This window comes from Streptomyces sp. SS7, assembly GCF_037993025.1.
Lineage (GTDB): Bacteria > Actinomycetota > Actinomycetes > Streptomycetales > Streptomycetaceae > Streptomyces.
Genome location: NZ_CP141223.1, coordinates 6,894,717 through 6,916,957, shown reverse-complemented (window position 1 = coordinate 6,916,957; position 22,241 = coordinate 6,894,717). Strand labels below are relative to the sequence as shown.

General features: G+C 73.0%; 23 protein-coding genes and 1 other RNA gene. 13 read left to right on the top strand and 11 right to left on the bottom strand.

Annotated elements, in window-relative coordinates:
• The first annotated feature begins 132 nt into the window (after positions 1–132).
• A complete protein-coding gene (locus tag U5640_RS31840; protein WP_340380202.1) occupies positions 133–846 on the top strand; it encodes a MucR family transcriptional regulator in 714 nt (237 codons plus the stop codon).
• Positions 847–856: 10 nt separating this feature from the next.
• Here the strand turns inward: U5640_RS31840 and U5640_RS31835 are convergent, their stop codons facing one another.
• Entirely contained in the window at positions 857–1,525 is a 669-nt protein-coding gene (locus tag U5640_RS31835; protein ID WP_340380200.1) for a class F sortase, read from the bottom strand.
• Entirely contained in the window at positions 1,522–2,358 is an 837-nt protein-coding gene (locus tag U5640_RS31830) for a hypothetical protein (RefSeq protein ID WP_340380198.1), read from the bottom strand. The genes U5640_RS31835 and U5640_RS31830 overlap by 4 nt, the downstream gene beginning before the upstream one ends.
• Before the next feature lie 320 nt (positions 2,359–2,678).
• On the opposite strand from U5640_RS31830, the gene U5640_RS31825 reads away from it, so the two are divergent.
• From U5640_RS31825 to U5640_RS31805, 5 genes are read left to right on the top strand one after another with little or no spacing between them, the layout of a single operon-like run.
• Complete coding sequence (locus tag U5640_RS31825; RefSeq protein ID WP_340380196.1) at positions 2,679–4,271, top strand: ABC transporter substrate-binding protein; 1,593 nt, start codon at positions 2,679–2,681, stop codon at positions 4,269–4,271.
• A 26-nt stretch (positions 4,272–4,297) separates the two neighbouring features.
• On the top strand, positions 4,298–5,266 hold the full coding sequence (locus U5640_RS31820; RefSeq protein WP_340385461.1) for an ABC transporter permease: 969 nt from the start codon (positions 4,298–4,300) through the stop codon (positions 5,264–5,266).
• Complete coding sequence (locus U5640_RS31815; protein WP_340380194.1) at positions 5,256–6,143, top strand: ABC transporter permease; 888 nt, start codon at positions 5,256–5,258, stop codon at positions 6,141–6,143. Before U5640_RS31820 ends, U5640_RS31815 begins: the two co-directional genes overlap by 11 nt.
• Positions 6,095–7,105 carry an ABC transporter ATP-binding protein gene (locus U5640_RS31810; RefSeq protein WP_340380192.1) on the top strand — a complete coding sequence of 337 codons (1,011 nt, stop codon included), beginning with the start codon at positions 6,095–6,097 and terminating at the stop codon, positions 7,103–7,105. The genes U5640_RS31815 and U5640_RS31810 overlap by 49 nt, the downstream gene beginning before the upstream one ends.
• A complete protein-coding gene (locus U5640_RS31805) occupies positions 7,098–7,757 on the top strand; it encodes an ATP-binding cassette domain-containing protein (RefSeq protein WP_340380190.1) in 660 nt (219 codons plus the stop codon). The genes U5640_RS31810 and U5640_RS31805 overlap by 8 nt, the downstream gene beginning before the upstream one ends.
• 526 nt (positions 7,758–8,283) lie before the next feature.
• Here U5640_RS31805 and rnpB read toward each other — a convergent pair.
• Positions 8,284–8,686, bottom strand: an RNA gene (gene rnpB, locus U5640_RS31800) — RNase P RNA component class A.
• Between the two features lie 482 nt (positions 8,687–9,168).
• Here rnpB and U5640_RS31795 point away from each other — a divergent pair.
• Positions 9,169–9,525, top strand: coding sequence for a hypothetical protein (locus U5640_RS31795; RefSeq protein WP_340380188.1), 357 nt, complete (start codon positions 9,169–9,171; stop codon positions 9,523–9,525).
• A 75-nt stretch (positions 9,526–9,600) separates the two neighbouring features.
• On the opposite strand, the gene U5640_RS31790 is transcribed toward U5640_RS31795, so the two are convergent.
• From U5640_RS31790 to U5640_RS31780, 3 genes are read right to left on the bottom strand one after another with little or no spacing between them, the layout of a single operon-like run.
• Positions 9,601–10,428, bottom strand: coding sequence for an AraC family transcriptional regulator (locus U5640_RS31790; protein WP_340380186.1), 828 nt, complete (start codon positions 10,426–10,428; stop codon positions 9,601–9,603).
• Between the two features lie 58 nt (positions 10,429–10,486).
• The gene (locus U5640_RS31785; protein ID WP_340380184.1) at positions 10,487–11,008 is read right to left on the bottom strand and encodes a TetR/AcrR family transcriptional regulator; all 522 of its coding nucleotides are present in this window, start codon (positions 11,006–11,008) and stop codon (positions 10,487–10,489) included.
• Positions 11,001–11,468, bottom strand: coding sequence for a DUF4260 family protein (locus U5640_RS31780; RefSeq protein ID WP_340380182.1), 468 nt, complete (start codon positions 11,466–11,468; stop codon positions 11,001–11,003). The genes U5640_RS31785 and U5640_RS31780 overlap by 8 nt, the downstream gene beginning before the upstream one ends.
• 149 nt (positions 11,469–11,617) lie before the next feature.
• Between U5640_RS31780 and U5640_RS31775 the strand changes: the two genes are divergently transcribed.
• Both U5640_RS31775 and U5640_RS31770 read left to right on the top strand, forming a co-directional pair.
• Positions 11,618–12,403 (top strand): MerR family transcriptional regulator, encoded by a 786-nt coding sequence (locus U5640_RS31775; RefSeq protein ID WP_340380180.1) that lies wholly within the window; start codon positions 11,618–11,620, stop codon positions 12,401–12,403.
• On the top strand, positions 12,400–13,002 hold the full coding sequence (locus U5640_RS31770) for a hypothetical protein (RefSeq protein WP_340380178.1): 603 nt from the start codon (positions 12,400–12,402) through the stop codon (positions 13,000–13,002). Before U5640_RS31775 ends, U5640_RS31770 begins: the two co-directional genes overlap by 4 nt.
• On the opposite strand, the gene U5640_RS31765 is transcribed toward U5640_RS31770, so the two are convergent.
• Positions 12,953–14,386 (bottom strand): RNB domain-containing ribonuclease, encoded by a 1,434-nt coding sequence (locus U5640_RS31765; protein WP_340380176.1) that lies wholly within the window; start codon positions 14,384–14,386, stop codon positions 12,953–12,955. The genes U5640_RS31770 and U5640_RS31765 overlap by 50 nt on opposite strands.
• A 76-nt stretch (positions 14,387–14,462) precedes the next feature.
• Here U5640_RS31765 and yaaA point away from each other — a divergent pair, with 76 nt between their 5' ends.
• Positions 14,463–15,245 (top strand): peroxide stress protein YaaA, encoded by a 783-nt coding sequence (gene yaaA, locus U5640_RS31760; RefSeq protein WP_340380174.1) that lies wholly within the window; start codon positions 14,463–14,465, stop codon positions 15,243–15,245.
• Positions 15,246–15,319: 74 nt separating this feature from the next.
• Positions 15,320–15,994, top strand: a complete 675-nt coding sequence (eda, locus tag U5640_RS31755; protein ID WP_340380172.1) for a bifunctional 4-hydroxy-2-oxoglutarate aldolase/2-dehydro-3-deoxy-phosphogluconate aldolase — start codon at positions 15,320–15,322, stop codon at positions 15,992–15,994.
• On the opposite strand, the gene U5640_RS31750 is transcribed toward eda, so the two are convergent.
• Genes U5640_RS31750 through U5640_RS31740 form a run of 3 tightly spaced genes read right to left on the bottom strand, consistent with a single transcriptional unit; the run spans position 15,966 to position 19,094 of the window.
• A complete protein-coding gene (locus tag U5640_RS31750; RefSeq protein WP_340380170.1) occupies positions 15,966–17,486 on the bottom strand; it encodes a bifunctional RNase H/acid phosphatase in 1,521 nt (506 codons plus the stop codon). The genes eda and U5640_RS31750 overlap by 29 nt on opposite strands.
• Before the next feature lie 13 nt (positions 17,487–17,499).
• Positions 17,500–18,243 carry a C4-type zinc ribbon domain-containing protein gene (locus tag U5640_RS31745; RefSeq protein WP_340385459.1) on the bottom strand — a complete coding sequence of 248 codons (744 nt, stop codon included), beginning with the start codon at positions 18,241–18,243 and terminating at the stop codon, positions 17,500–17,502.
• Entirely contained in the window at positions 18,240–19,094 is an 855-nt protein-coding gene (locus tag U5640_RS31740) for a Nif3-like dinuclear metal center hexameric protein (protein WP_340380168.1), read from the bottom strand. The genes U5640_RS31745 and U5640_RS31740 overlap by 4 nt, the downstream gene beginning before the upstream one ends.
• Positions 19,095–19,792: 698 nt before the next feature.
• On the opposite strand from U5640_RS31740, the gene U5640_RS31735 reads away from it, so the two are divergent.
• A complete protein-coding gene (locus tag U5640_RS31735; protein ID WP_340380166.1) occupies positions 19,793–20,941 on the top strand; it encodes a hypothetical protein in 1,149 nt (382 codons plus the stop codon).
• Between the two features lie 96 nt (positions 20,942–21,037).
• The gene (locus tag U5640_RS31730) at positions 21,038–21,196 is read left to right on the top strand and encodes a hypothetical protein (protein WP_340380163.1); all 159 of its coding nucleotides are present in this window, start codon (positions 21,038–21,040) and stop codon (positions 21,194–21,196) included.
• An 84-nt stretch (positions 21,197–21,280) separates the two neighbouring features.
• On the opposite strand, the gene U5640_RS31725 is transcribed toward U5640_RS31730, so the two are convergent.
• Complete coding sequence (locus U5640_RS31725) at positions 21,281–22,225, bottom strand: 3-oxoacyl-ACP reductase (RefSeq protein ID WP_340385457.1); 945 nt, start codon at positions 22,223–22,225, stop codon at positions 21,281–21,283.
• Positions 22,226–22,241 lie beyond the last annotated feature (16 nt).

Here is a 22,241-nt window from a genome sequence, read left to right as displayed (position 1 = left end):
CCCGCGCCCGCCGCCTAACCGGGAGAAGTCCGATCATGGCTGTCGAGAGCGGCCCCGGGACCCCGCCATCCGCCCTCGGGGCCCGGTCATCCCGACTTCGGCCGACTGATCCGCGACGAAGCGACCGACACCGTGGTCTGCCACGTGTGCGGGCGGGACTTCCGCTCACTCGGGGCGCACATCCGCGTCCACGACATGACCGCGGCCGAGTACCGCCGGGAGTTCGGCCTGCTGCGCACCCGGGCGCTCAGCGCGCGTTCCCTCTCCCGGCAGCAGTCCCGCACCCGCCTCGCCGGATACCGGGCATCGGAAGAGACCCAGACGCGCTTCGAGGCAGGCCGGGCGATGGCCCGCTCCGGCGAACTGGCCCGCAGACGCTGGAACAACGACGCACAGCACCGACCGGACTCGGAGGAGCTACGGCAGGTCCGGCGGGAAAGCCTCGACGCGGGCCGCCGCACCCAGACCCGAGCCGCCGACGAACGAACGGCCGCCGCACTGCGGGCCCAGGGATTCACCGACCTCGAACAGGCGCTGCGGACCGTGTACGCCGACCAGCAGCACAGCATCGAGGACACGGCCCGCATCCTCGCCCTCGGCAGGAACCGGGTGCGACGGTTGCTGACCGAGTACGGCATCCCCGTCCGCCCCAGCGGACAGAACTCGGCCGTCGGCCGGCGCTCGCGCGTCCAGCTGAACGACCGTGCCGCCGCCGAACGCGTCGGCGCCCGGGACATCAGGGTGTGGCTGCGCGAGCGGACGGCCGAGGGCGCCACGCTCCGGGAGCTGGCGGCCGCCACCGGCCGCAGCATCCCGTGGGTGGCGGCCAGGATCGGTGCGCGGTGAGGCCGCCGCTCTACGCGACGGCTGTCATGGTGGCGAACACCACGACGTTGTTGGGGTAGTAGTGCCGGTCCGCGTCGAACTCACCGCCGCAGGTGACCAGGCGCAGCCCCGCGTGGTCGAGGTTCTTGTACACCTCCAGGGTGGGGAACGCCGCCTTCTCGTACTCCTCGACCCGGTCCACCGTGAAGGTGACGGTCCTGCCGTCTTCGCGTGAGACCTCGACGGTGTCACCGGCCTTGACGGTCTTCAGCTTCTTGAAGACCGCGTCCGCGCCGTTCCAGGTGACGTGCCCGGCGATCACCGCGGGCCCTTCCGAGCCGGGGGTGGGTCCGGGCTCGTACCAGCCCGCCAGATCGGGGTCCTTCGGGGTCGTCATCGCCCCCTTCTCGTTCTGTCCCAGCGTCTCCAGTGCGCTCGACACACCGAGGGAGGGAATGGTGACCTTCGTCGGCACCGACCTGTCCAGGGCGGCGACGGCCTGGGCGCCGCCCGAGCCCGCCGCAGGTGTCTGAACGCCGCCCGTGCCCAGGTCCGTGGTCTGGCCCGGAGAGGTCTGCGAGCCCGCTGTGTCCTGGCCCGCGCAGCCGGTGAGGAGCAGGACCGCCGCTGCGGCGGCGATCAGAGCGGCGCGGCCCCGCCTTCCTCCAGCCAGTACGCCGGTGCCGACGGAGCGGTTCACGCGGCACCCCCGGTCTCCGCCGACGTCGCCGCGGCACGGGACGTGGACTCCATCCGCCGACGCGTGACGACGAAAACGCCGGCAGCCGTCGCCGAGGCCGCGGCGGCGGTGCCGATCAGCATTCCCGGGGACATGCCGCCTGCGCCGGAAGACCCGGTGCCGGTCTCGATCCCGCCGACCGGGACGGACCCGACCGCCGCGCCCTTGACCTCGCCGCAGTTGGTCGGAGCGGTCGCCTCCTGCGGGAGCTTCGGGTCGAGTTCACTCTTGCCCGCCCCCTCGAAGTCGTACTTGTCGTTGCCGTTGCGGTCGATGCCGTGCTGCACGACGTGCAGGTCCTTGATGTGGTCGATCACGTCCTGCGAGACGGGGATGGTCCGCTTGTAGGAGATCTTCCCCTCCTTGTCCGCCACCGGCATCCGGTCCACCGCGAGACCACTGGTCGCCGCGTCGGTGTCGCCCGACACGGTGAGCGCGATGTTGATGTCGCCGTAGTGGACCGTGGCCTCGGTGTTGTTCAGGATCCCGTCGCCGTTGGTGTCGGCACTGTCGTCCGGGCACACGAAGTCGTGCCCCTCGGTGGACCCGTGCAGGTGCTGCGCCGAGGGCTGGCCCGGCACCATGCCCTCGGACTTGATCCACACCGTCAGCTCCGTGCCGCGGGCGCTCAGCAAGACCGTTCCCTTGGAGCCGGAGTCGTTCAGCTGCTCCAGGTCGATCTGGTAGGCCGGAGTGTCCTCCTCCGCGAACACCGGCGCCGAGCCCGCCACACTGAGCAGGGCAGCCGGAAGAGCGGCAAGTACCGCGAGACGGGCGGTGCGCTTGGCTGTCACGTTCATTCCTTTTCCGCGGCCCCCGGAAGCCGGGTGACCGCATCTCGTACGGCTTCCGCGCGACGCCGGGCGGCACCTCGAACGACCCACCCGGACACCAACGCCCCTTGCCTGCACAGCAGTTACAGCAATCGAAGCTCTTATTGCGACTCATATGCAGTTACCTATGTAACGCAAGAAGGGTGCCGGGTGTTCAAGCCCACGCGACGCTCCCGAAGGATCCCGGACGCGAACCGGACTGACGCCCGGCGACCTTGGGTAGCCCTGTTGTCGCAAATGATTCGCAACAACAGTTCGATCGCAACAAGGGTGTGAGGCTGATGACGACCCGTCGGATACGAGGTGCCGCCGTCACGGCGGCGATGGTCACCGGGCTCGCCGCCTGCTCGGCGCCCAGCAGCGGCGAAGGCGACGGTGACAGCAAGGCCGCCGAGTCCGTCGTGATCGGGGTGGCGTCGGAGCCGGACACCCTCAGCCCGCTGCTCGGCTACGGCAAGGACGGCAACTCCAAGGTCTTCGACGGGCTCCTCGCCCGCGACGCCGACCTGAAGCTCAGACCCGCCCTGGCGAAGGCCCTCCCCGAGGTCGCCGCCGACGGGCTCACCTACACCTACGCCCTGCGCGACGGCGTGGAGTTCAGCGACGGCGAGCCGCTCACCTCCGCCGACGTGGTCTTCACCTACGACACGATCCTCGACGCGAAGACCAACAACACCGCCCGCAGCGAACTGGACGCCATCAAGGACGTACGGGCGGACGGCGACAACAAGGTGGTCTTCACGCTGAAGTACCCCTACGCGCCGTTCGCCGGGCGCACGGTCCTGCCCATCGTCCCCGAGCACATCGCCGGAGCGCAGGACCCCAACACCGGCTCATTCAACACCAAACCGGTCGGCACCGGCCCGTACGTCCTCTCCACCTGGAGCAAGGGCGAGAAGCTCACCTTCAAGGCCAACCCGAACTACTGGGGCGGGAAGCCGAAGGTGAAGACGTTCACCATGGCCGTCATCTCCGACGACAATGTGCGCGCCACCCGCCTGCGCTCCGGCGACCTCGACGGCGCGATCCTGCCGCCCAACCTCGCCGCCACCTTCAAGAACGACAGCGGGCTGAAGACGTACGACGCCAAGTCCTACGACTTCCGCACCGTCACCCTCCCCCAGGAGAACAAGGTCACCGCCGACCGCGCGATCCGGCAGGCCCTCGACGCCTCCGTGGACCGCAAGGCCATGGTCGACAAGATCCTCGACGGCGCGGGACGGCCCGCGTACGGGCCCCTCCCCGTCGACGACCCCTGGTTCGCCAAGGGCATCGAGCGCGCCCAGGACCTCGGCAAGGCCAAGCGGATCCTGGACCAGGCGGGCTGGAAGACCGGCGACGGCGGCATCCGCGCCAAGGACGGCCGGCGGGCCGCGTTCACGCTCCTCTACCCCTCCGGCGACAAGGTCCGCCAGGACCACGCCCTCGCCTACGCCTCCGACGCCAAGAAGGCGGGCATCGACGTGAAGGTGGAGAGCGCCACCTGGGAGGTCATCGAGCCGCGGATGAAGAACGACGCCGTCCTTGCCGGCTTCGGCAGCACCGGCGACCCCGACTTCGGCCTCTACACCCTCCTGCACTCCTCCCTCGCCGGCGACGGATTCAACAACATGGCCCGCTACGACGACCCGATCGTCGATCAGGCCCTCGACACCGGCCGCCGCAGCTCGGACACGGCGACACGGAAAGCCGCGTACGAGTCACTGCAGCGCGAGCTAGTGAAGAACCCCGGCTACACCTTCCTCACCCACATCGACCACCTCTACGTCCTCGCCGACCGCTGGAACGGGCTGACCACCCAGCTCGAACCGCACGAGCACGGCTTCGCCAGCGGCCCCTGGTGGAACATCGAGGACTGGCAGCCCAAGACGTGACCGCCGCATCCCTGCCCTGGGGAGCGATGGCACGCCTGGCGGGGCGGCGACTGCTGTTCGCCGCCCCCATCCTCCTCGTCGTCACCTTCGGCGTCTTCGCCATCGCCGCCGCCTCCCCCTTCGACCCCGTCAGGGCGTACGCCGGCACCGCCGCCCTCGGCGCCGACCAGGAAACGCTGGACCGGCTGCGCGACAACCTCGGCGTCAACCAGCCCCTCACCGCCCGCTGGTGGCACTGGCTGACCTCCGCCCTCGGCGGAGACCTCGGCCAGTCCAGCGTGCTGCGCCAGCCGGTCGCCCAGGTGATCGGCGAACGCCTCCTGTGGTCCTCACTGCTGTGCGCGGTGGCCTTCGTGGCCGCCGTGCTGACCGGCACCCTGCTGGGGGTACTGGCCGCACGGCGGCCGGGCTCCTGGCTGGACCGGGGCGTCACCTCGCTCGCCTACACCCTGGAGGCCGCACCGGTCTTCTGGATCGCGCTGCTGGCCGTCTGGCTCTTCGCCCTCCAGCTGGACGTCCTCCCGGCCGGTGGCCTCACCGACACCGCCAGCGAACAGGTCACCCCAGGCCAGGTGACAAGCCACCTGATCCTGCCCGCCGGAGTGCTCGCAGTCTCCCAACTCCCCTGGTTCACCCTCTACGTACGCCAAGGGGTCACCGACGCCCTGGCCGAGGACCCCGTACGCGGCGCCCGCGCACGGGGCCTGAGCGAGCACACCGTCCTGCTCGGCCACGCCCTGCGCTCCGGACTGCTCCCGGTACTCACGCTGATCGGCTCCCGCGTCCCCGAACTCATCACCGGCGCCCTGCTGGTGGAGACCGTCTTCAGCTGGCCGGGCATCGCAGCGGCCACGGTCGAGGCGGCCACCGCCGTCGACTTCCCCCTCCTCGCCGCCCTCACCACACTCGCCACCGCCGCCGTCCTCGCCGGCAACCTGCTCGCCGACCTGCTCTACGGACTGTTCGACCCGAGAGTGAAGTTCAGTGACATGTGACTCCCCCGCTCCCGACCCGACCCTCTGGCGGTCCTACGGGACGAAACGCCGCTCCACCCGGACCGTACGGGTGCGTACCTCCGCCGTTCTGGTCACCGCGACGGCCCTCGCCGTACTCCTCGTGCCGCCGCTGGTCCAACTCGACCAGCAGGCCGTCGACCTGTCCTCGAAACTGCTCCCGCCGAGCTGGTCGCACCCCTTCGGCACCGACGACGTCGGCAGGGACCTGCTCCTGCGCTGCGTCTACGGCCTGCGGGTCTCCCTGCTGGTCGGCGTGGCCGCAGCGCTCACGGCCACCGTGATCGGCACCGCGGTCGGTGCTGCCGCCGGGGCCCTGGGCGGCTGGGCCGACCGCGGCCTCATGCGGTTGGTCGACACCTTCTCGTCCGTACCCCACCTGCTGCTCGGCATCTTCATCGTCGCGATGTTCCGGCCCGGCGTATGGCCGGTGGTGGTCTCGGTCGCGCTCACCCACTGGCTGTCCACCGCCCGGATCGTGCGCGCCGAGGTGCTGTCCCTGCGCTCCCGCCCCTACATCGACGCCGCCGTCTCCGGCGGCGCATCCCGGTGGCGGATCGCGGTACGACACCTGCTGCCCGGCGTGCTGCCCCAGGCCGCACTGGCCGCCGTGCTGATGGTGCCGCACGCCATGTGGCACGAGTCGGCGCTGTCCTTCCTCGGACTGGGCCTGCCCACCCACATGGCCAGCCTCGGCAACCTCATCCAGAGCGCACGCGGCTCACTGCTCGCCGGACAGTGGTGGCCGACCCTCTTCCCCGGCCTGTTCATCATCATCCCCACCCTCGCCATCGCCGGCCTCGCCGGGGCATGGCGGGAACGGATCAACCCCCGCAGCCGATCGGAGCTCATGCTGTGACACAGCCACCCCCGATCCTCTCGGTCCGCGGCATGTCGGTGCGCTTCCTGATGCCCGGCGATCGCCGCATCGCCGCCGTCACCGACGCCCGCTTCGACGTCGCGGCCGGCGAATGCCTCGCCCTCATCGGCGAGAGCGGCTGCGGCAAGTCCGTCCTCGCCTCCGCCCTCCTCGGCCTCCTCCCCGCCAACGCCCAGACCGCGGGCGAGGCCCGCCTCGGCGACCTCGACCTGCTCGCCGCCGACGAACGGACTCTGGCCCACGCCATCCGGGGCCGCCGCATCGGACTCGTCCCGCAGAGCCCGGCCGCACACCTCACACCGGTGCGCACCATCCGCTCCCAGCTGGAGGAGACGGTCACCGCGCTGACGGACGTCCGAGGCCGCACGGCCGTACGCAAAGCCGCCGAAGCAGCCGCGTCCCGCACGGCATTCCCCCTCGACCACCTCGACCGCCACCCCCACGAACTCTCCGGCGGCCTCGCCCAACGCGCCGCCACCGCCCTCGCCCTCGTCGGCAACGCGCCCCTCCTGCTCGCCGACGAACCCACCACCGGACTCAACCGTGACCTGGTCGAGCACACGGTCGACGAACTACGCCGCCACATCGACGACGCCGACCGCGCCCTGCTGATGATCACCCATGACTTGGCCGCCGCCGAGCGAATAGCCGACCGCGTCGCCGTCATGTACGCGGGCCGCATCGTCGAGATCACCGATGCCAACGCCTTCTTCGGCACGCCCGGCCCCCGCCACCCCTACAGCCGGGGCCTGCTCGACGCCCTGCCCGACCGCGTCTTCACCCCCATCCCCGGCATGCCCCCGGAACTCGGCGACCTCCCCGACGGCTGCGCGTTCGCACCACGCTGCACCCGCGTCACCGGCACCTGCACCACAGCCCCTCCGATGACGAACGCCGTCGCCTGCCATCACCCGCACGTCGCGGAGGACGCCCGTGCTTGAACTGCACGCCATCACCGCCGGATACGACCGCCACTCACCCGTCATCCGAGGCGCTTCTCTCACCGTCGAACCTGGCGAAGCCGTCGGCCTGCTCGGCCCCAGCGGCTGCGGCAAATCCACCCTCGCCCGTGTCGCCGCCCTCCTGCACCGCCCCGACTCCGGAACCGTCCACCTCGACGACACACCGGTACGCCACTGGCGCCACCGCGCCCCGCGTGAACAGCGCACCGCCTTCGGCGTCGTCTTCCAGCAACCCAGACTTTCGGCGGACCCCCGGCTGAAACTCACCGACCTGATCGCCGAACCCCTGCGCGCCACCGGCCGCCGCAAGGCACTACTGCCCGAACGGGTCACCGAGCTCGCGGCAACCGTCGGCCTGACTCCGGACCTGCTCGGAAGACGCCCCCACGAAGTCAGCGACGGCCAACTCCAACGCGCCTGCCTCGCCCGCGCCCTCATCCTTCGCCCGCGCTGGCTCATCTGCGACGAGATGACCGCCATGCTCGACGCCTCCACCACCGCAGCCCTCGTCACGGTCGTCGAGGACTACCGCCACACCACCGGCGCCGGCCTGCTCGCCGTCGGCCACGACCGCACCCTCCTGTCCCGCTGGTGCGACCGCACCATCCACTGGGAGACGCTCCGCGGTTAACCGTTCATCGCTGGGGGCAACGCGACATCAGCCCACACCAGCACGGACACGCCTGACGAGACTTTCGAGCGCGTCCGAGGCCTGCCGTCCCGCCCTCCGCAGACTTCCCGACCACTCTCACCCCCACAGGGCGCCCTATGTGCCCCACCTGCCTATCGACAGGTCGGACGGAACTGGCGGTATTTGAGGCCAAAACCGACCCGGTTCCCGGCAAAGACAATCAGCAAGATGTTCTAGCCGGTGATCACTTCCAGGTTCTACCGCGAGGGCGACCAGCAGTGATCGAGTTCAGCCAGAGTGGGTTGGCAAGAAGACACCTCGTACATGTACTTCGCGGTGCATCCGGTGCCGAGATGTCCGCTACAGACCGACGCCAGACCACATTCGATACCCGAAATGCCCGAATATGCGGCGTGAGTGGTAGACAAAAACGACGATACCCGTAGCGCAGAATCGCCCCGGATTCGACCCCAAGGGTTTGTTTAGCTGGTAAACAAGGCCTCTGACCTGCGGAAATACCGGGCGGCAGACGAGCAGGGCTGTACGCCGGGTTCTGTCACCCGGCCGCCTCGCGGCAGCCGGGGAGACGGCCATCCATCTAGGGCCGGTGTTGCCACCGGCCTCGTGCGGTCTACCCGCGGACTCGGGCGGGCAGCCCTCGATCGTCCGCGCAGAAACACCGGGGTGTTTCCTTTTGACCTTGCTCCGGGTGGGGTTTACCTAGCCGCCTGAGTCACCTCAGGCGCTGGTGGTCTCTTACACCACCGTTTCACCCTTACCCGGCGCCGGAGCGCCGGGCGGTTTGTTTTCTGTGGCACTGTCCCGCGGGTCACCCCGGGTGGCCGTTAGCCACCACCCTGCCCTGTGGAGCCCGGACGTTCCTCGGGAAGCCCCCTAGGGGGACTCCACGCGGCCGTCCGCCCGGCTCGTCTGCCGTGTCGACCATGGTACCGGGCGCCTGTCCCGGCGGGGACCAGCCGCCGTGGCCAGGACCGATCCCGCCAGGATCAGGGCGAAGGCCAGCAGGACGCTCGTCGTCAGCGGTTCGGCCAGGAACAGGGCGCCCGCCGCCACCGCCACCGCCGGGTTGACGTAGGTGATCACCGTCGAGCGCGTCGGGCCTATCTCCTTGATCAGTTCCAGGAAGGCGACGAAGGCGATCGCCGTGCAGATCGTGCCCAGGGCCGCGAGGGCGGACAGGACCGAGGCGGAGGGTGTCTCGGAAGGCCAGGTCAGCGCCGCCGGGAGGGCGTAGACCAGCGCCGACAGCGCCAGGCACGGGGCGATCAGTTGCAGCGTCGGGACGTCCTTCAGGCGGCGCGCCGCGATGAGGGGGGCCGTCGCGTAGCCCACCACCGTCAGCAGCACCTCGGCGAGGGACTTCGCGTCTCCGCCGGTCAGGTGGGGGATCGTGAGGACGCCGACGCCCGCCAGGCCCACCGTCAGGCCCGTCATCCGGCGGGCGCCCAGCCCCTCCCCCTCGCCGAGGAAGCGGGCCGCCACCACGCCCACGATCGGGACTCCCGCGATCAGCAGGCCGGCGGTGGAGCTGGACAGGTGGCGCTCGGCGTCGGTCAGGGTGAACCAGGGGCCGATGATCTCTATGCACGCGAAGGCCAGCATCGGGGCCCAATGGGCGCGGACGGTCCGCAGGAAGCCGCCCTGGCGGATCGCGAAGGGCAGCAGGAGCAGTGCGCCCAGCGCGCACCGGGTGAACACCACCATGGACGGGGAGAGGTCCTCCACCGCCACCTTGATCAGCAGATAGGGGATGCCCCAGACCACTCCCATCAGGGAGAACAGGAACCAGCCGCGTGCAGTCATGCACCCACCCTCGCGGGTCTCAGCCCCTCGCGTCTTGAACGCTGTTGCGGTACGCCGCCGGCGTCACGCCCAGGACCCGGCGGAACCAGCGGGTCAGGTGCGCCTGGTCCGCGAAGCCGACCAGCGGGGCCACCTCGGCGGGGCGCAGGCCGGCGTCCAGGAGGGCTCGGGCGCGGTGCACGCGGTGCTGGGCCAGCCAGGCGTACGGCGGCACCCCCATCGTCGTACGGAAGGCGCGCAGGAGTTGGTAGCGGGACAGGTCCAGGCCTTCGGCCAGGTCGGCGAGGGAGGGGGGTGCCAGGAGTTCGTCGGCCAGGCGGTCGCGTACGGCGAGTGCGATGCGGTGGGCGCCGGGGACGGTGTCCGGCGCCGGGCCGGCCGTCGAGTGGCGGCGGGACAGGGTCGCCAGGAGCCAGGGGAGGCGGGATTCGGCCTCCAGGGGGTCGGGGCAGGCGCTCAGGGTGGTGTGGGCGGCGCGGAAGGCCGCGGCCAGTTCCGGGTCGTCTATCAGGGGCTCGCGGAAGTGCGGTACGCCGCCGAGGACGCCCTCGGTGAGGAGGGACGGGCCCGCGTACAGGGCGCGGTAGGCGTATCCGCCGCCGGAGTCGCCGGGGCCTCCGGTGTGCATCTCGCCGGGGGCGAGGACGACGATGGAGCCGGGGCCGGTGCGGATGCGGCCGCCGCGGTAGTCGATGACCTCCGAGCCGCCGACGGAGACGCCGACCGTGAACTCCTCGTGCGCGTGCGGGGCGTAGACGTGCTTGTCGAAGCGGGCGGTCAGGAGGTCCAGGGACGGACCGCAGCGGCCGAGTCTCGCCCTCGTCCACCGTGCCTGTTCTCGGCCCATGCCGCACCCCGTTCACTCCGGCCCACCTGAAGTACTGCGGTACCGACGTACCGCAGTGCTACGGGTGGAACGCCCTCAGGCCCCTTTTCCATGCCGCCGCCAGGTCCGCGTCGTCCGGGAACCTGCCGTGGATCTCCAGGATCACCATCCCGTGGGCGAACGCCCAGACCGAGCGGGCCAGGTCGAGGTCACCGTCGCAGGCCCGCATGAGCGGCATCGCGGCCCGGTCCTCCAGGCCGGCGGGCAGCTGGGCGCGGGGCAGGGGGCGTTCGGTGGCGAGGCAGTAGAGGTGGGGGTGGGCGAGGGCGTACGTCCGGTACGCCTCCCCGAGCGCCGGCAGGGAGCCCGGTTCGCGTGCCTCGGCCTCCTCCAGGGCCACCGCCGACTCCTCCAGCAGCTGCGCGGTCAGCTCGACCTCGACGGCGTGCTTGTCGGGGAAGTGCTTGTACAGGGACGGGGCCTTGATGCCCAGGTGGTCGGCGAGCGCCCGCATGGTGACGGCGGCGGGCCCGGCCTCCTCCAGGAGGGTCCGGGCGGCCGTCGCGATCTCGCGGGCGCGGGGGGTGAGCCGGTCAGTCACGCCGGAAGCCCTCGCCGGTGCCGCGCCCGTGGTCGGTCCCACGCTGGAAGCCCTCCTTCGTACGCAGTCCGTAGCCGAAGGCGCGATCGTACGAGATGTGCGCGAGCCAGCCGCACAGGGCCGCGAAGAAGGGCGGCCAGGCGACCGGGCCGAAGGCGTAGGCGACCAGCAGTGCGAGCGGGACGAGCGCGCGGTGCGCGGCGTTGTAGTAGGGCACCGCGCGGGGCGGGAGTTGCCCCTTCGCCGTGCGGGGTGCCTCGTCCGCGGCCACGAGGAACGTCAGGTCCGGGGCGATGAAGAAGGCCACGGCCGCGGCGCCGGTGAGCCAGCCGTGGTTGACGCCTTCCAGCACGGCGAAGGCCGTCCAGAAGAGGGCCGCCCCCAGCCAGGCCGTACGGCGGAGGAGGAGAAGGGGCGAGCTGGTGCGCGTGCGCGTGTGCGTGCTGGTGGCCGTGCTCATGGCTGCCTCCCGAGTGGGTGCCGTGACCGCTTGGCTAACGGCGTTAGCCATACCTCGACCGTATGGCTAACAGCGTTAGCCGTCAAGGGGTGCGTCGGGCCGGGGCTCCCGCTTGACCCTGCCGCGACGTCAACGTCTCTACTGGTCCCATGCGCATCGGAGAACTCGCCGAGGCCGTCGGCGTCACCACGCGGGCCGTGCGGCACTACCACCATCTGGGGCTGCTGCCCGAGCCCGAGCGGCTCGCCAACGGCTACCGGGACTACACGCTGCGGCACGCCGTCGTCCTCGCGCGGATCCGGCGGCTGACCGGGCTGGGGCTCGGGCTGGCGGAGATCCGGGACGTCCTCACCGAGGATGCGGGCAGGCAGCTCGCGAAGGACGCCGACGTCGCCGGGAAGGACCTCGTCGAGGTGCTCGCCGAGCTGGATCAGGAGCTGGCGCGGCAGGAGGCGGCGATCCGGGAGCGGCGGGAGCGGCTTCGGGTGTTGCTGGAGGCGGAGCACCTGCCCGCCGAGGGGCCGGTCTCCCCCGAGCTCGCCGCGCTGTTCGCGCGGACGGCGGGGCGGGTCTCCGACTCCCCCATGGCCGCCCTGGACCGTGAGGTTCTCGCGCTGCTGGAGACGGCCGCTCCCCCGGCCGAACGGCAACAGCTGTTCACGGCCCTCGACTCGCTCCTGGAGTCACCGGAGGCGATGGCCCGCGTCGACGAGGCGTACGCCCTGCTGGACGCGCTCGCCGACGCCGATCCGGACGACCCCCGGGTGGAGACCGCCGCCCGGCTGCTCGTCGCGTGCACTCCGCGCGAGCTGCTCCCGGACAGCGCCACCATCGATCACGGGCATTCCTTCCTGCGGGCCCTCTGCGCGGACTTCGCCCCGGCCCAGGCGGAGGCCGTCCGCCGCACCCTGCGCATCCTCACGGAGGAGCCGTGAGGGCCGCCCGTGCCCTCATCGGGCACGAGATGCGGCTTCTCGTCAGTCTGCCGCTGTGGGCCGGCCGTCGGCTCCACGGGGTCGGGGACGGGCGGGCGTTCGGGTACGCGCGCGGGCAGGGCGCGGTGACGGCGGGGTTCGCCTTCGTGTGCCTCGTCGAGACGTTCACCCTGTCGGTGCTGCTGCGCGACCGGCCCACCGCGCACCGGGTGGTACTGGTCCTCGACCTGTACACCCTCCTGTTCGTGGTCGGGCTGTACGCCGCGACGGCGGTCCGGCCGCATGTCCTGTACGGCGATGAGCTGCGCGTCCGGTACGCCGGCCACGTCGATCTGCGGATTCCGCTGGAGCGGATCGCGGCGGTACGGCGTGAGCACGTGCACACCCATGAGCGGGCCGACGGCGAGCTGAACCTCGCGGTCGGGTCACAGACGTCCCTCACCCTGGAGCTGGCCGAGCCCGTCACCCACTCCACCCTGCTCGGCCGCCGCCGGGACGTCACCCTCGTCCGGCTCCACGCCGACGACGCCGACAGCCTCGTACACGCCCTCAGGCGCGAGCGAAGCGCACCGTCCGGTGTGCCGGGTCGGCCTCGGTGAGGCGGACGGGCAGGCGTTCGCCGAGGGGGAGCGGGTCGCCGTCGACGCGGCCGACGACCGCCGGGGACTCCAGCTGGACGGTGCCGGTGGTCGGGCGGTGGTCGTCCACGTCGACCACGCAGCCCTCGAACACCTCCCCCACCCGGTCCCGCAGCAGCGCCGCCTCGACCAGGTCGACGCAGGCGCGCTCGACGGCGTGGGCGCGGCGGCCGCCCCCGGCCATCTCCTTCGGCAGGGTGTCCAGCACGGCGAGCACCCCTTCGGGCGGGGGCTCACCGGCGACGGCGGCGAGGCAGAGTTCGGTGGCGTAGCGGTCGGCGAGGCGGCGCAGGGGGGCCGTGCAGTGGGCGTAGGGCGCGGCGACGGCGGAGTGGGTGGTGATGTCCGGCAGCCTTCCGTCGCGGAAGGCCGTGTAGCCGGCGCCCCGCAGCAGGGTGGTGCACTCCTGGAGGAAGGCCGCGTGGGCGGGGCGGTGCGGGTCGAGGGAGCGGACCAGGGCGGCGTACGAGACGTGGTGCGGCCAGTCGATGCGCAGGGCGTGCGCGACGCGCCGCAGCCGGCCGACGGCGCCGTCGGGGGCGGGCGGCAGGGTGCGCAGGATGCCGGTGCCCGAGGCCAGCATGAGGTCGGCCGCGGCCATGCCGGTGAGGAGGGAGAGCTGGGCGTTCCAGCCCTCGGCGGGGACCGGGGCGCGGTAGGTGAGCTCGTAGCCGTGGTCCTGGTCGACGATCTCCTGTTCGGGCACGCTGAGGGAGATGCCGCCGCGCTCCGCCTCCAGTGTCTCGCGCAGGCGCCCCACCGTGGCGAGCAGGGCCAGCGGCTCCTCCGCCGTCGCGTCGTCGATCCGCCGCTGCGCCTGGGCGTAGTCGAGCCGGGTGCGGCTGCGGACGAGGGCGCGGCGCAGATCGACGGCGCGGGTACGGCCGTCCGCGTCGAGGTCGAGGGTCCACAGGGCGGCGGGCCGGTCCCGGCCGGGCAGCAGGCTGGCGGCGCCCTCACTGAGGACGGCCGGGTGCAGCGGGATCTTCCCGTCGGGGAAGTAGAGGGTGGTGACGCGGCGGTGGGCCTCCTCGTCCACCGGTCCGCCGGGTACGACGAAGGCGGCGACGTCGGCGATGGCGTACCGGACGCGGTAGCCGGTGCCCCGCCGGGACAGGTGCAGGGCCTGGTCGAGGTCGGTGGCACCGGGCGGGTCGAGGGTGAGGAACGGGATGTCGGTGGCGTCGTGCGGCGGCTGGGCCGGGGCCCTGGCGGCGCGTTCGGCCTCCGTGAGGACGCCGAGCGGGAAGGCGAGCGGCACCTCGAGGTCGGTGCGCAGCCGGTCGAGGGCGTCCCGCAGGGCGGCTTCGGGGGCGCCGGTCACGCGGATGTGGCGGCGGGGCATACGGCGAGCGTAGGGCGGGGGCGGTCCGGTGGCACGCCGTACGCTGTCCCGGAGCCCCATCGAGAAGGAGTCCCCCGTGCTTGTCCTGCTGCCGCCCTCCGAGGGCAAGGCCTCGTCCGGTCGCGGCGCGCCGCTGAAGCCGGAGTCGCTGGCGCTGCCGGGGCTGACCGCCGCCCGTGAGGCCGTGCTCGACGAACTGGCCGAGCTGTGCGCGGGCGACGAGGAGAAGGCGCGCGAGGTACTGGGGCTCAGCGAGGGACTGCGCGGCGAGGTCGCCAAGAACGCGCAGCTGCGGACGGCGGGCACCCGGCCCGCCGGGGAGATCTACACGGGGGTCCTGTACGACGCCCTGGACCTGGCCTCCCTGGACGCGGCCGCGAAGAGGCGGGCGGCACGCTCGCTGCTGGTGTTCTCCGGACTGTGGGGCGCCGTCCGGGTGACGGACCGGATCCCCTCGTACCGCTGCGCGATGGGGGTGAGGCTGCCGGGGCTGGGCGCGCTGGGCGCGCACTGGCGTGCGCCGATGGCGACCGTGCTGCCCGAGGCGGCCGGGGACGGGCTGGTGCTCGACCTGAGGTCGGCGGCGTATGCGACGGCGTGGAAGCCGCAGGGCGAGGTCGCCGGGCGGACCGCGACCGTGCGGGTGCTGCACGCGCCGACCCGGAAGGTGGTCAGCCACTTCAACAAGGCGACCAAGGGACGGATCGTCCGGAGCCTGCTGACGGCCGGGATCGCGCCGAAGGGCCCGGCGGAGCTGGTGGAGGCGCTGCGCGGGCTCGGATACGTGGTGGAGGTCCGGGAGCCGGCGCGGGCGGGGACGCCGTGGGCGCTGGACGTGCTGGTGGACGAGGTGCACTGAGCCGACACCCAGGCTCGTTGCAGCATGCGCAATGACCTTTGCGCATGGTGCACCCCCGGGGCAGGATGAGCCGCATGACCTCACCGCTGCCCCCCGTCTCGGCTGCCCCGGTCCTGGATCTGGCGCCGGTCGTGCCCGTCGTGGTCCTCACCGACGTCTCCGACGCGGTGCCGCTGGCGCGCGCGCTGGTGGCGGGCGGGCTGACCGCGATCGAGGTGACGCTGCGGACGCCGGTCGCGCTGGACGCGATCCGGGAGATCTCCGGGGCGGTCCCGGAGGCCGTGGTCGGGGCCGGGACCGTGATCGCGCCGGAGCAGGTGACGGCGTGCGCGGCGGCGGGGGCGCGGTTCCTGGTGAGCCCGGGCTGGACGGACGCACTGCTGAGCGCGATGCGGGCCTCGGGACTGCCGTGTCTGCCGGGGGTGTCGACCACGTCCGAGGTGGTGGCGCTGCTGGAGCGCGGGGTGCGGGAGATGAAGTTCTTCCCGGCGCAGGCGGCGGGGGGTACGGCTTATCTGCGGTCGCTCGCGGGGCCGCTCCCCCAGGCCCGGTTCTGTCCGACCGGCGGGGTCGGCCCGGACAACGCGGCGGAGTACCTCGCGCTGCCCAACGTGGCCTGCGTCGGCGGGACCTGGATGCTTCCGGCGGACGCGGTGGCGGCGCGGGACTGGGCCCGGATCGAGGGCCTGGCGCGCGCCGCCTCCGGGCTCAGGGACGCGCTCAGGGACGCAGGTGGGACGTGTCGTTGAAGAGGCGCACGCTGGCGTTGCCGTCGGCGTAGTACGCCACCGCCGACAGCGAGGCCGCCGACAGTTCCATGCGGAACAGGGACTCGGGCGGGGCGCCCAGGGCGAGCCGGACGAACGTCTTGATCGGGGTCACATGGGTGACCAGCAGGACCGTACGGCCCGCGTACGCCGCGACCAGTCTGTCGCGGGTGGCGGCGACCCGGGCGGCGGTGGCCGCGAAGCTCTCGCCGCCGCCGGTGGGCTCCGCCTCGGGGTCGGCGAGCCACCGGGTCAGGTCCTCGGGGTGGCGCTCCTGGACCTCGCCGAAGGTGAGGCCCTCCCAGGCGCCGAAGTCCGTCTCGATCAGCCCTTCCTCGATCGTCACCTCCAGACCGAGGCGGGCGGCGACGGCCCCGGCGGTCTGCCGGGTGCGGGCCAGCGGGGAGGCGAGGACGTGCTGGATCGTGCCGCGCCGGGCGAGCGCCTCGGCGGCCCGCTCCGCCTGCTCCCGGCCGACGTCCGAGAGGGAGGGGTCGGTGCCGCCGCGGCCGGAGAACCGCTTCTGCGGGGTGAGGGGGGTCTCGCCGTGCCGGAGCAGGACGAACGTGGCGGGCGCCCCGAGGTCGGGGGCGGAACCCCAGCCGACCGAAGGCCGGCCGGCGGGGGTGGCGACCGTACGGGCCGCCCGCAGGTCGGCGGCGGCGGCCTGCGGCACGGCGGTGGGATCGGTGTCGACGGCGGCGGTCGGGACGGCGGTGGGGTCGGTACCGGCGGCGGCAGCAGCGGCAGCAGCAGTCCGTCCGGCGGTCGGGACGGTGTCGGCGGCGGCAGTCCGCACGGCGGTCGGGACGGCGGTGGGGGCGGTGCCGGCGGCCGGGTCGGCGCCTGCCGGGCCGGCGGTGGCCGCCGACGACCTGGTCGTCCCCGCCGTCGCCGAGGCGGTCGAGGGGGACGTACGCGCCTGGGCCAGCGCCTCGCGGGCCCTCGCCGCGCCCGCCGTCGCGTCGCCGGGCGGACCGGCGGGCTCCGGCGCGGACACGGCGGCCCGGGCGGCCGCGGCCGGGGCCAGGGCGGCGCGGGACGCCTCCGGGTCCCACCGTTCGCCGCGCCGGCCGGCGTCCATCGCCTCGTTGGCGAGACGGTCGGCGTGCTTGTTCCGCTCGCGCGGTATCCACTCGTAGGTGACCTGGGCGGGCGGCAGCAGCCGGGCGGCCTCCATGGCCAGCGGCTTCATGTCCGGGTGCTTGATCTTCCAGCGGCCCGACATCTGCTCGACGACGAGCTTGGAGTCCATCCGGACCCGCACCGTCGCCGACGGGTCGAGTTCGAGGACGGCGCGCAGACCGGCCAGCAGCCCCCGGTACTCGGCCACGTTGTTCGTGGCGACCCCGATGAACTCGGCGCGCTCGACGAGGGTCTCCCCGGTCGCCGCGTCGATCACGACACTGCCGTACCCCGCGGGCCCGGGATTGCCCCGCGACCCGCCGTCCGCCTCGACGATGAACTCCCGCACGCCGCCGTCCCCCCTACAGCCCGGACTCGGACGTGCGCACGAGGATCCGACGGCAGTTCTCGCACCGTACGACGGTGTCGGGCGCGGCCTTGCGGATCTCGCTCAGCTCGGTGATGGCGAGCTCCTGGCGGCAGCCCTGGCAGGTCCGGGCGTACAGCTTGGCCGCGCCGATGCCGCCCTGCTGCTCGCGCAGCTTGTCGTACAGCTTGAGCAGGTCGGCGGGGACGGACGCGGCGACCACCTCACGCTCCTTGGTGACCGAGGCGGCCTCGCCGTCGATCTCCTCGCAGGCGGCGTCACGGCGGGCGGTCGCGTCGTCGATCCTGCCCTGGACCGCGCCGACGCGCTCGGTAAGCTCGGCGACCCGCTCCTGCGCGGACTCGCGGCGCTCCATGACCTCCAGGACGACGTCCTCGAGGTCGCCCTGGCGCTTGGCGAGGGAGACGATCTCCTTCTGGAGGTTCTCCAGGTCCTTGGGGGAGGTGACCGCGCCGGAGTCCAGGCGCTGCTGGTCGCGGGCGGCGCGCTGGCGCACCTGGTCCACGTCCTGCTCGGCCTTGGTCTGCTCGCGGGCGGTGTCGCTCTCCTCCGTCTGCGCGGCCACGAGCAGGTCGCGCAGTTGCGTCAGATCCTTGGTGAGCGACTCGATCTCGGCGTGCTCGGGCAGCGACCTGCGCTTGTGGGCGAGCTGCTGGAGACGGACGTCGCGGGCCTGGACGTCGAGAAGGCGGATCTGGTCGGCGGGCGCGGCGTTCAGTTGGGGGCTCCCATTGCGCTAGAGGTGGTGGACGCCGCGTGGGCGGTCCACGGGTCGGTGACCGTACGCGAGACATGGACCCGCAGGCCCCAGCCGTGGCGGTCGGAGATCTCGTCGAGCTGGGCTGCGGCCAGCTCGCACCAGGGCCATTCGGTGGCCCAGTGCGCCGCGTCGAGCAGCGCGAGAGGACTGTGGGCGCGGGCCTCCGAGACGGGGTGGTGGCGGAGGTCCGCGGTGAGGAAGGCGTCGACGCCGGCGGCACGGACGTGGTCGAACAGGCTGTCCCCGGAGCCGCCGCTGACGGCGACCGTGCGGACGAGCGCGTCGGGGTCGCCGGCCACCCGGATGCCCTGCGCGGTGGCGGGCAGCCGCTCGGCGGCACGGGCCGCGAACTCGCGGACGGTGACCGGGTGGTCGAGGGCGCAGATCCGGCCGAGGCCGCGCCGTCCGTCGGGGTCGCTCGCGTCGGGCACGAGGGGGCGTACGACCCGCAGGTCGAGCGCGCCGGCGAGGGCGTCGCTCACGCCGGGGTCGGCGGTATCGGCGTTGGTGTGGGCGACGTGCAGGGCGATGTCGTTCTTGATGAGGGTGTGCACGACCCGGCCCTTGAAGGTGGAGGCCGCCACGGTCGTCGTCCCGCGCAGGTAGAGGGGGTGGTGGGTGACGAGCAGACCGGCCCCGAGCTTCACCGCCTCGTCGACGACGTCCTGGACGGGATCGACGGCGAACAGCACCCGGGAGACGTCCTGATCCGGCTCGCCCACGACGGTGCCGACCGCGTCCCAGGACTCGGCCCGCTCGGCGGGCCACAGGTTCTCCAGCGCGGCGATGACTTCAGACAGACGGGGCACGGGGAAAGGCTACCTGGCCGCTCCGCGGGGCTGGGACGGGCGGGAGTGTGTGCACATGACAGCGTGGGCGTTCGGGGGGCCATCGCGGGGGTCTTGCCGGGGGCGGCCACGGGGGCCGGGGTCGGTGGCTGGCACCTGGGCCGGGTCGGCGCCGGGGTCGGGGTCCGGTGCCGGTGCCGGTGCCGGTGCCGAGGTTCGGTGCCGGTCCGGCGCCGGGGTCGGGGTCCGGTGCGAGGTTCGGCGCCGGGTTCGGGGTCCGGTGTCGAGGTTCGGCGCCGGGGTCCGGTGCCGGGGTCCGTCACCGGGTTCCGCGGCCTGTGTCTGACGGCCGGATTCCTGCCGCCGCCGGCGGCGGCAGGCCCGCGGCATGTGTCCGGCGGCCGGGTCGGGTTGCGCGGGTCGGGCGCCTGTTCCTTGCCGCGGCCGCCGGCGGGACCGTCGCCCGGGTTCGTCGCTGTCCTTCGCTGAGCCGCCGCCCCGCCCGCTACTGGCTCTACCGCCGTCCGCGTCACGCCGCCGCTGAAGCCCGCCGCCGCGCCCCGCCGCGTCAAGCCCCGTGTCCCGTCAGGAGCAGCACAGCCACCCCATCCGCCTCTGACGAATCGCTTCTGCACCACTCGTACGAGGGAAGCCCCCCGCCTCCGGCTCCCCCGTCCGCGCGTACGAAAACTAGCTTCTTCGGCGGAGGTGACCGACCCATGACGGCCTGTGCGATCGAACCCACCGCGGAGGGCGGCGACGAGGACCCCGTCCCGCCCGTCCACCCGGCCCCCTGTGTGATCACCGCGGATGGCGCCTACGCCGCCCGCCTCGCCCGCGGACCGCACCCCGACGCGTGGTTCCCGGAGCGCTGGACCCTGGACGGGCCCGAGCCCTACGCGGTCCCGCTGCCGGTCCACCAGCCGGAGGAGCCCGGCACGGAGGTGCAGCCCCTGGCCGACGGCCGGGTGCTGGTGCGCCGGTACGTCGAGGAGCGGCACACCTTCTCCCTGCTGTACCCCACCGGCCCCGGCACCGGCGAGCTCTCCCTGGGCGCCGTGCAGTGCCCGCAGGCACAGGCCCACGTGCGGCTGCTCCCCCCGGCCCCCTGCGGCGAGCACGCGTACGCCCTCGCCGTGGGCGAGCGCACCAGCACCGTGTGGCTGGTCGCCGGCGGCGCCTTCGGCCCCGAGCGGCTGGCCGAGGTCCCGGGCCGCTGTTCGGGCGGCGTCTGGCTGGACGGTACGGGCCGCATGCTCGCCCTGGACCGGGAGCTGGGCGGCCGGACCAAGACGGTCGTGGTGGACCTGGAGCACGGCGAGGTCTCCCCGCTGCTCCAGATCGCCGCCGACAGCGACGACCGGCTGCTGCTCGCCGACCTGGACAGCGGCCTGCTGCTGATCCGCTCCGACGCCCCCTCCCCCGGCGCCCCGCGACTCGGCTGGGGCGTGCTCGGCAGCACCCTGCCGGCCCGCTTCCCGGAGTCCCTGCGCCTGCCCGACTGCGCGCTCACGCCGTTCGCCGTCCAGCCCGGCCAGATACTGCTCCCGGAGCGCTGCGCGGTGGCGCTGCGCATCGACGGTTCCTTCGGCACCTGGGTCGGCACCTGGCGCCCCGCCGAACGGCAGCTCCATCAGCTCGCCGCCCCCGAGGGCTGGCTGGCGGGCAGCGGCCTGTGGACACCGGACGGCGTGCTGAGACTGCCGTACGCCACCCGGGACGAACCCTGCGCCGTGGCCCACCTGATCCCCCCGGCGCCCCCCGAGCCACCGGAGCCCGCCGCACCGGAAGTGACGGTTCCGGAGCCCGCCGCGCCTCGCCCCGTCCCGTTGCAACAGGCTCCCCTGGGCCGACTTGTAACGAACTAGCTGCGGTTGGCGTGGCCGCCTGGATCAGCCCCGTGGTGCGCCGGATAAAATCGCCCGGCTGTAAGAAAGATCATGTTGACGGGGTGAACTCACCAGATGAGCGACGCAAGCACGACGCAGCCGCTGTCCACCGACGCCCAGGAGGCGGCCGGCCACGGTCGGCACCGGGGTCAGATCTCGGCCCAGGACGGCACCGCGGCCCCCAGCGGGCGGCACCGCAAGCCGGCCGAGGACAAGGCCGAAGCGGCTGCCTGACAGTACGCCGAAGGGGCTCCGCCGTCCATCCCCGGACGGCGGACCCCCTTCGCACGTCACGCCGCCGCGTCGACGCCCTCTCCGCTACGGCTGTTCCCTCTTCAGGCCCAGCACCTCCGCCGCCGCGAACGTCTCCCCCGCCGGCCGGTCCGCGAAGTGGGCGCCCAGGACCGTGTCCAGTTCCTCGAAGCCGAACGTGTCCCCCTTGCTGTCGAACTTCGCCCGCACCCGCGGCCGTTCGACCACCGCGACCATCCCGCCGTGCACCACGAGCAGCTGCCCGTTGACGCGCGCGGCGGCCGGTGACGCCAAGTACCCGACGAGCGGCGCGACATGCTCGGGCGCGAGCGGGTCGAGGCCCTCGGCGGGCTGGTCCAGCCCGGCGAAGACGTCCTCGGTCATCCGGGTCCGGGCGCGCGGACAGATCGCGTTGACCGTCACGCCGTACTTGGCGAGCGCCAGCGCGCTGGACGTCGTCAGGCCGACGATCCCGCCCTTCGCCGCCGCGTAGTTGGGCTGTCCGGCGGATCCGGCGAGGAACGCCTCCGAGGAGGTGTTCACGATCCGCCCGTACACCGGGGCGCCCGCCGCCTTGGACCGCTCCCGCCAGTGTGCGGCGGCGAAGCGGGTGGTGTTGAAGTGGCCCTTGAGGTGGACCCGGATCACCGAGTCCCACTCCCCCTCGGCCATCGAGAAGACCATACGGTCGCGCAGGATGCCCGCGTTGTTGACGACCACGTCGAGCTTGCCGAACGCGGTGATCGCCGATTCGACCAGGTCACGGGCCTGCCGGAAGTCGGAGACATCGCCCGTATGGACGAGGGCGGTGCCGCCTCCCGCGCGGATCTCGGCCGCGACCTCCTCGGCGGGGCCCGCCGACGCCTCCCCCGAGCCGTCGCGCCCGGGCTGCCCGTAGTCGTTGACGACGACCGCCGCGCCCAGCCGGGCCAGCTCCAGCGCCTCGGCCCGGCCCAGCCCGCGCCCCGCGCCGGTGACGATCGCCGTGAGCCCTTCCAGCGGCAGTGACAGCCGCGCCGTCCGTTGT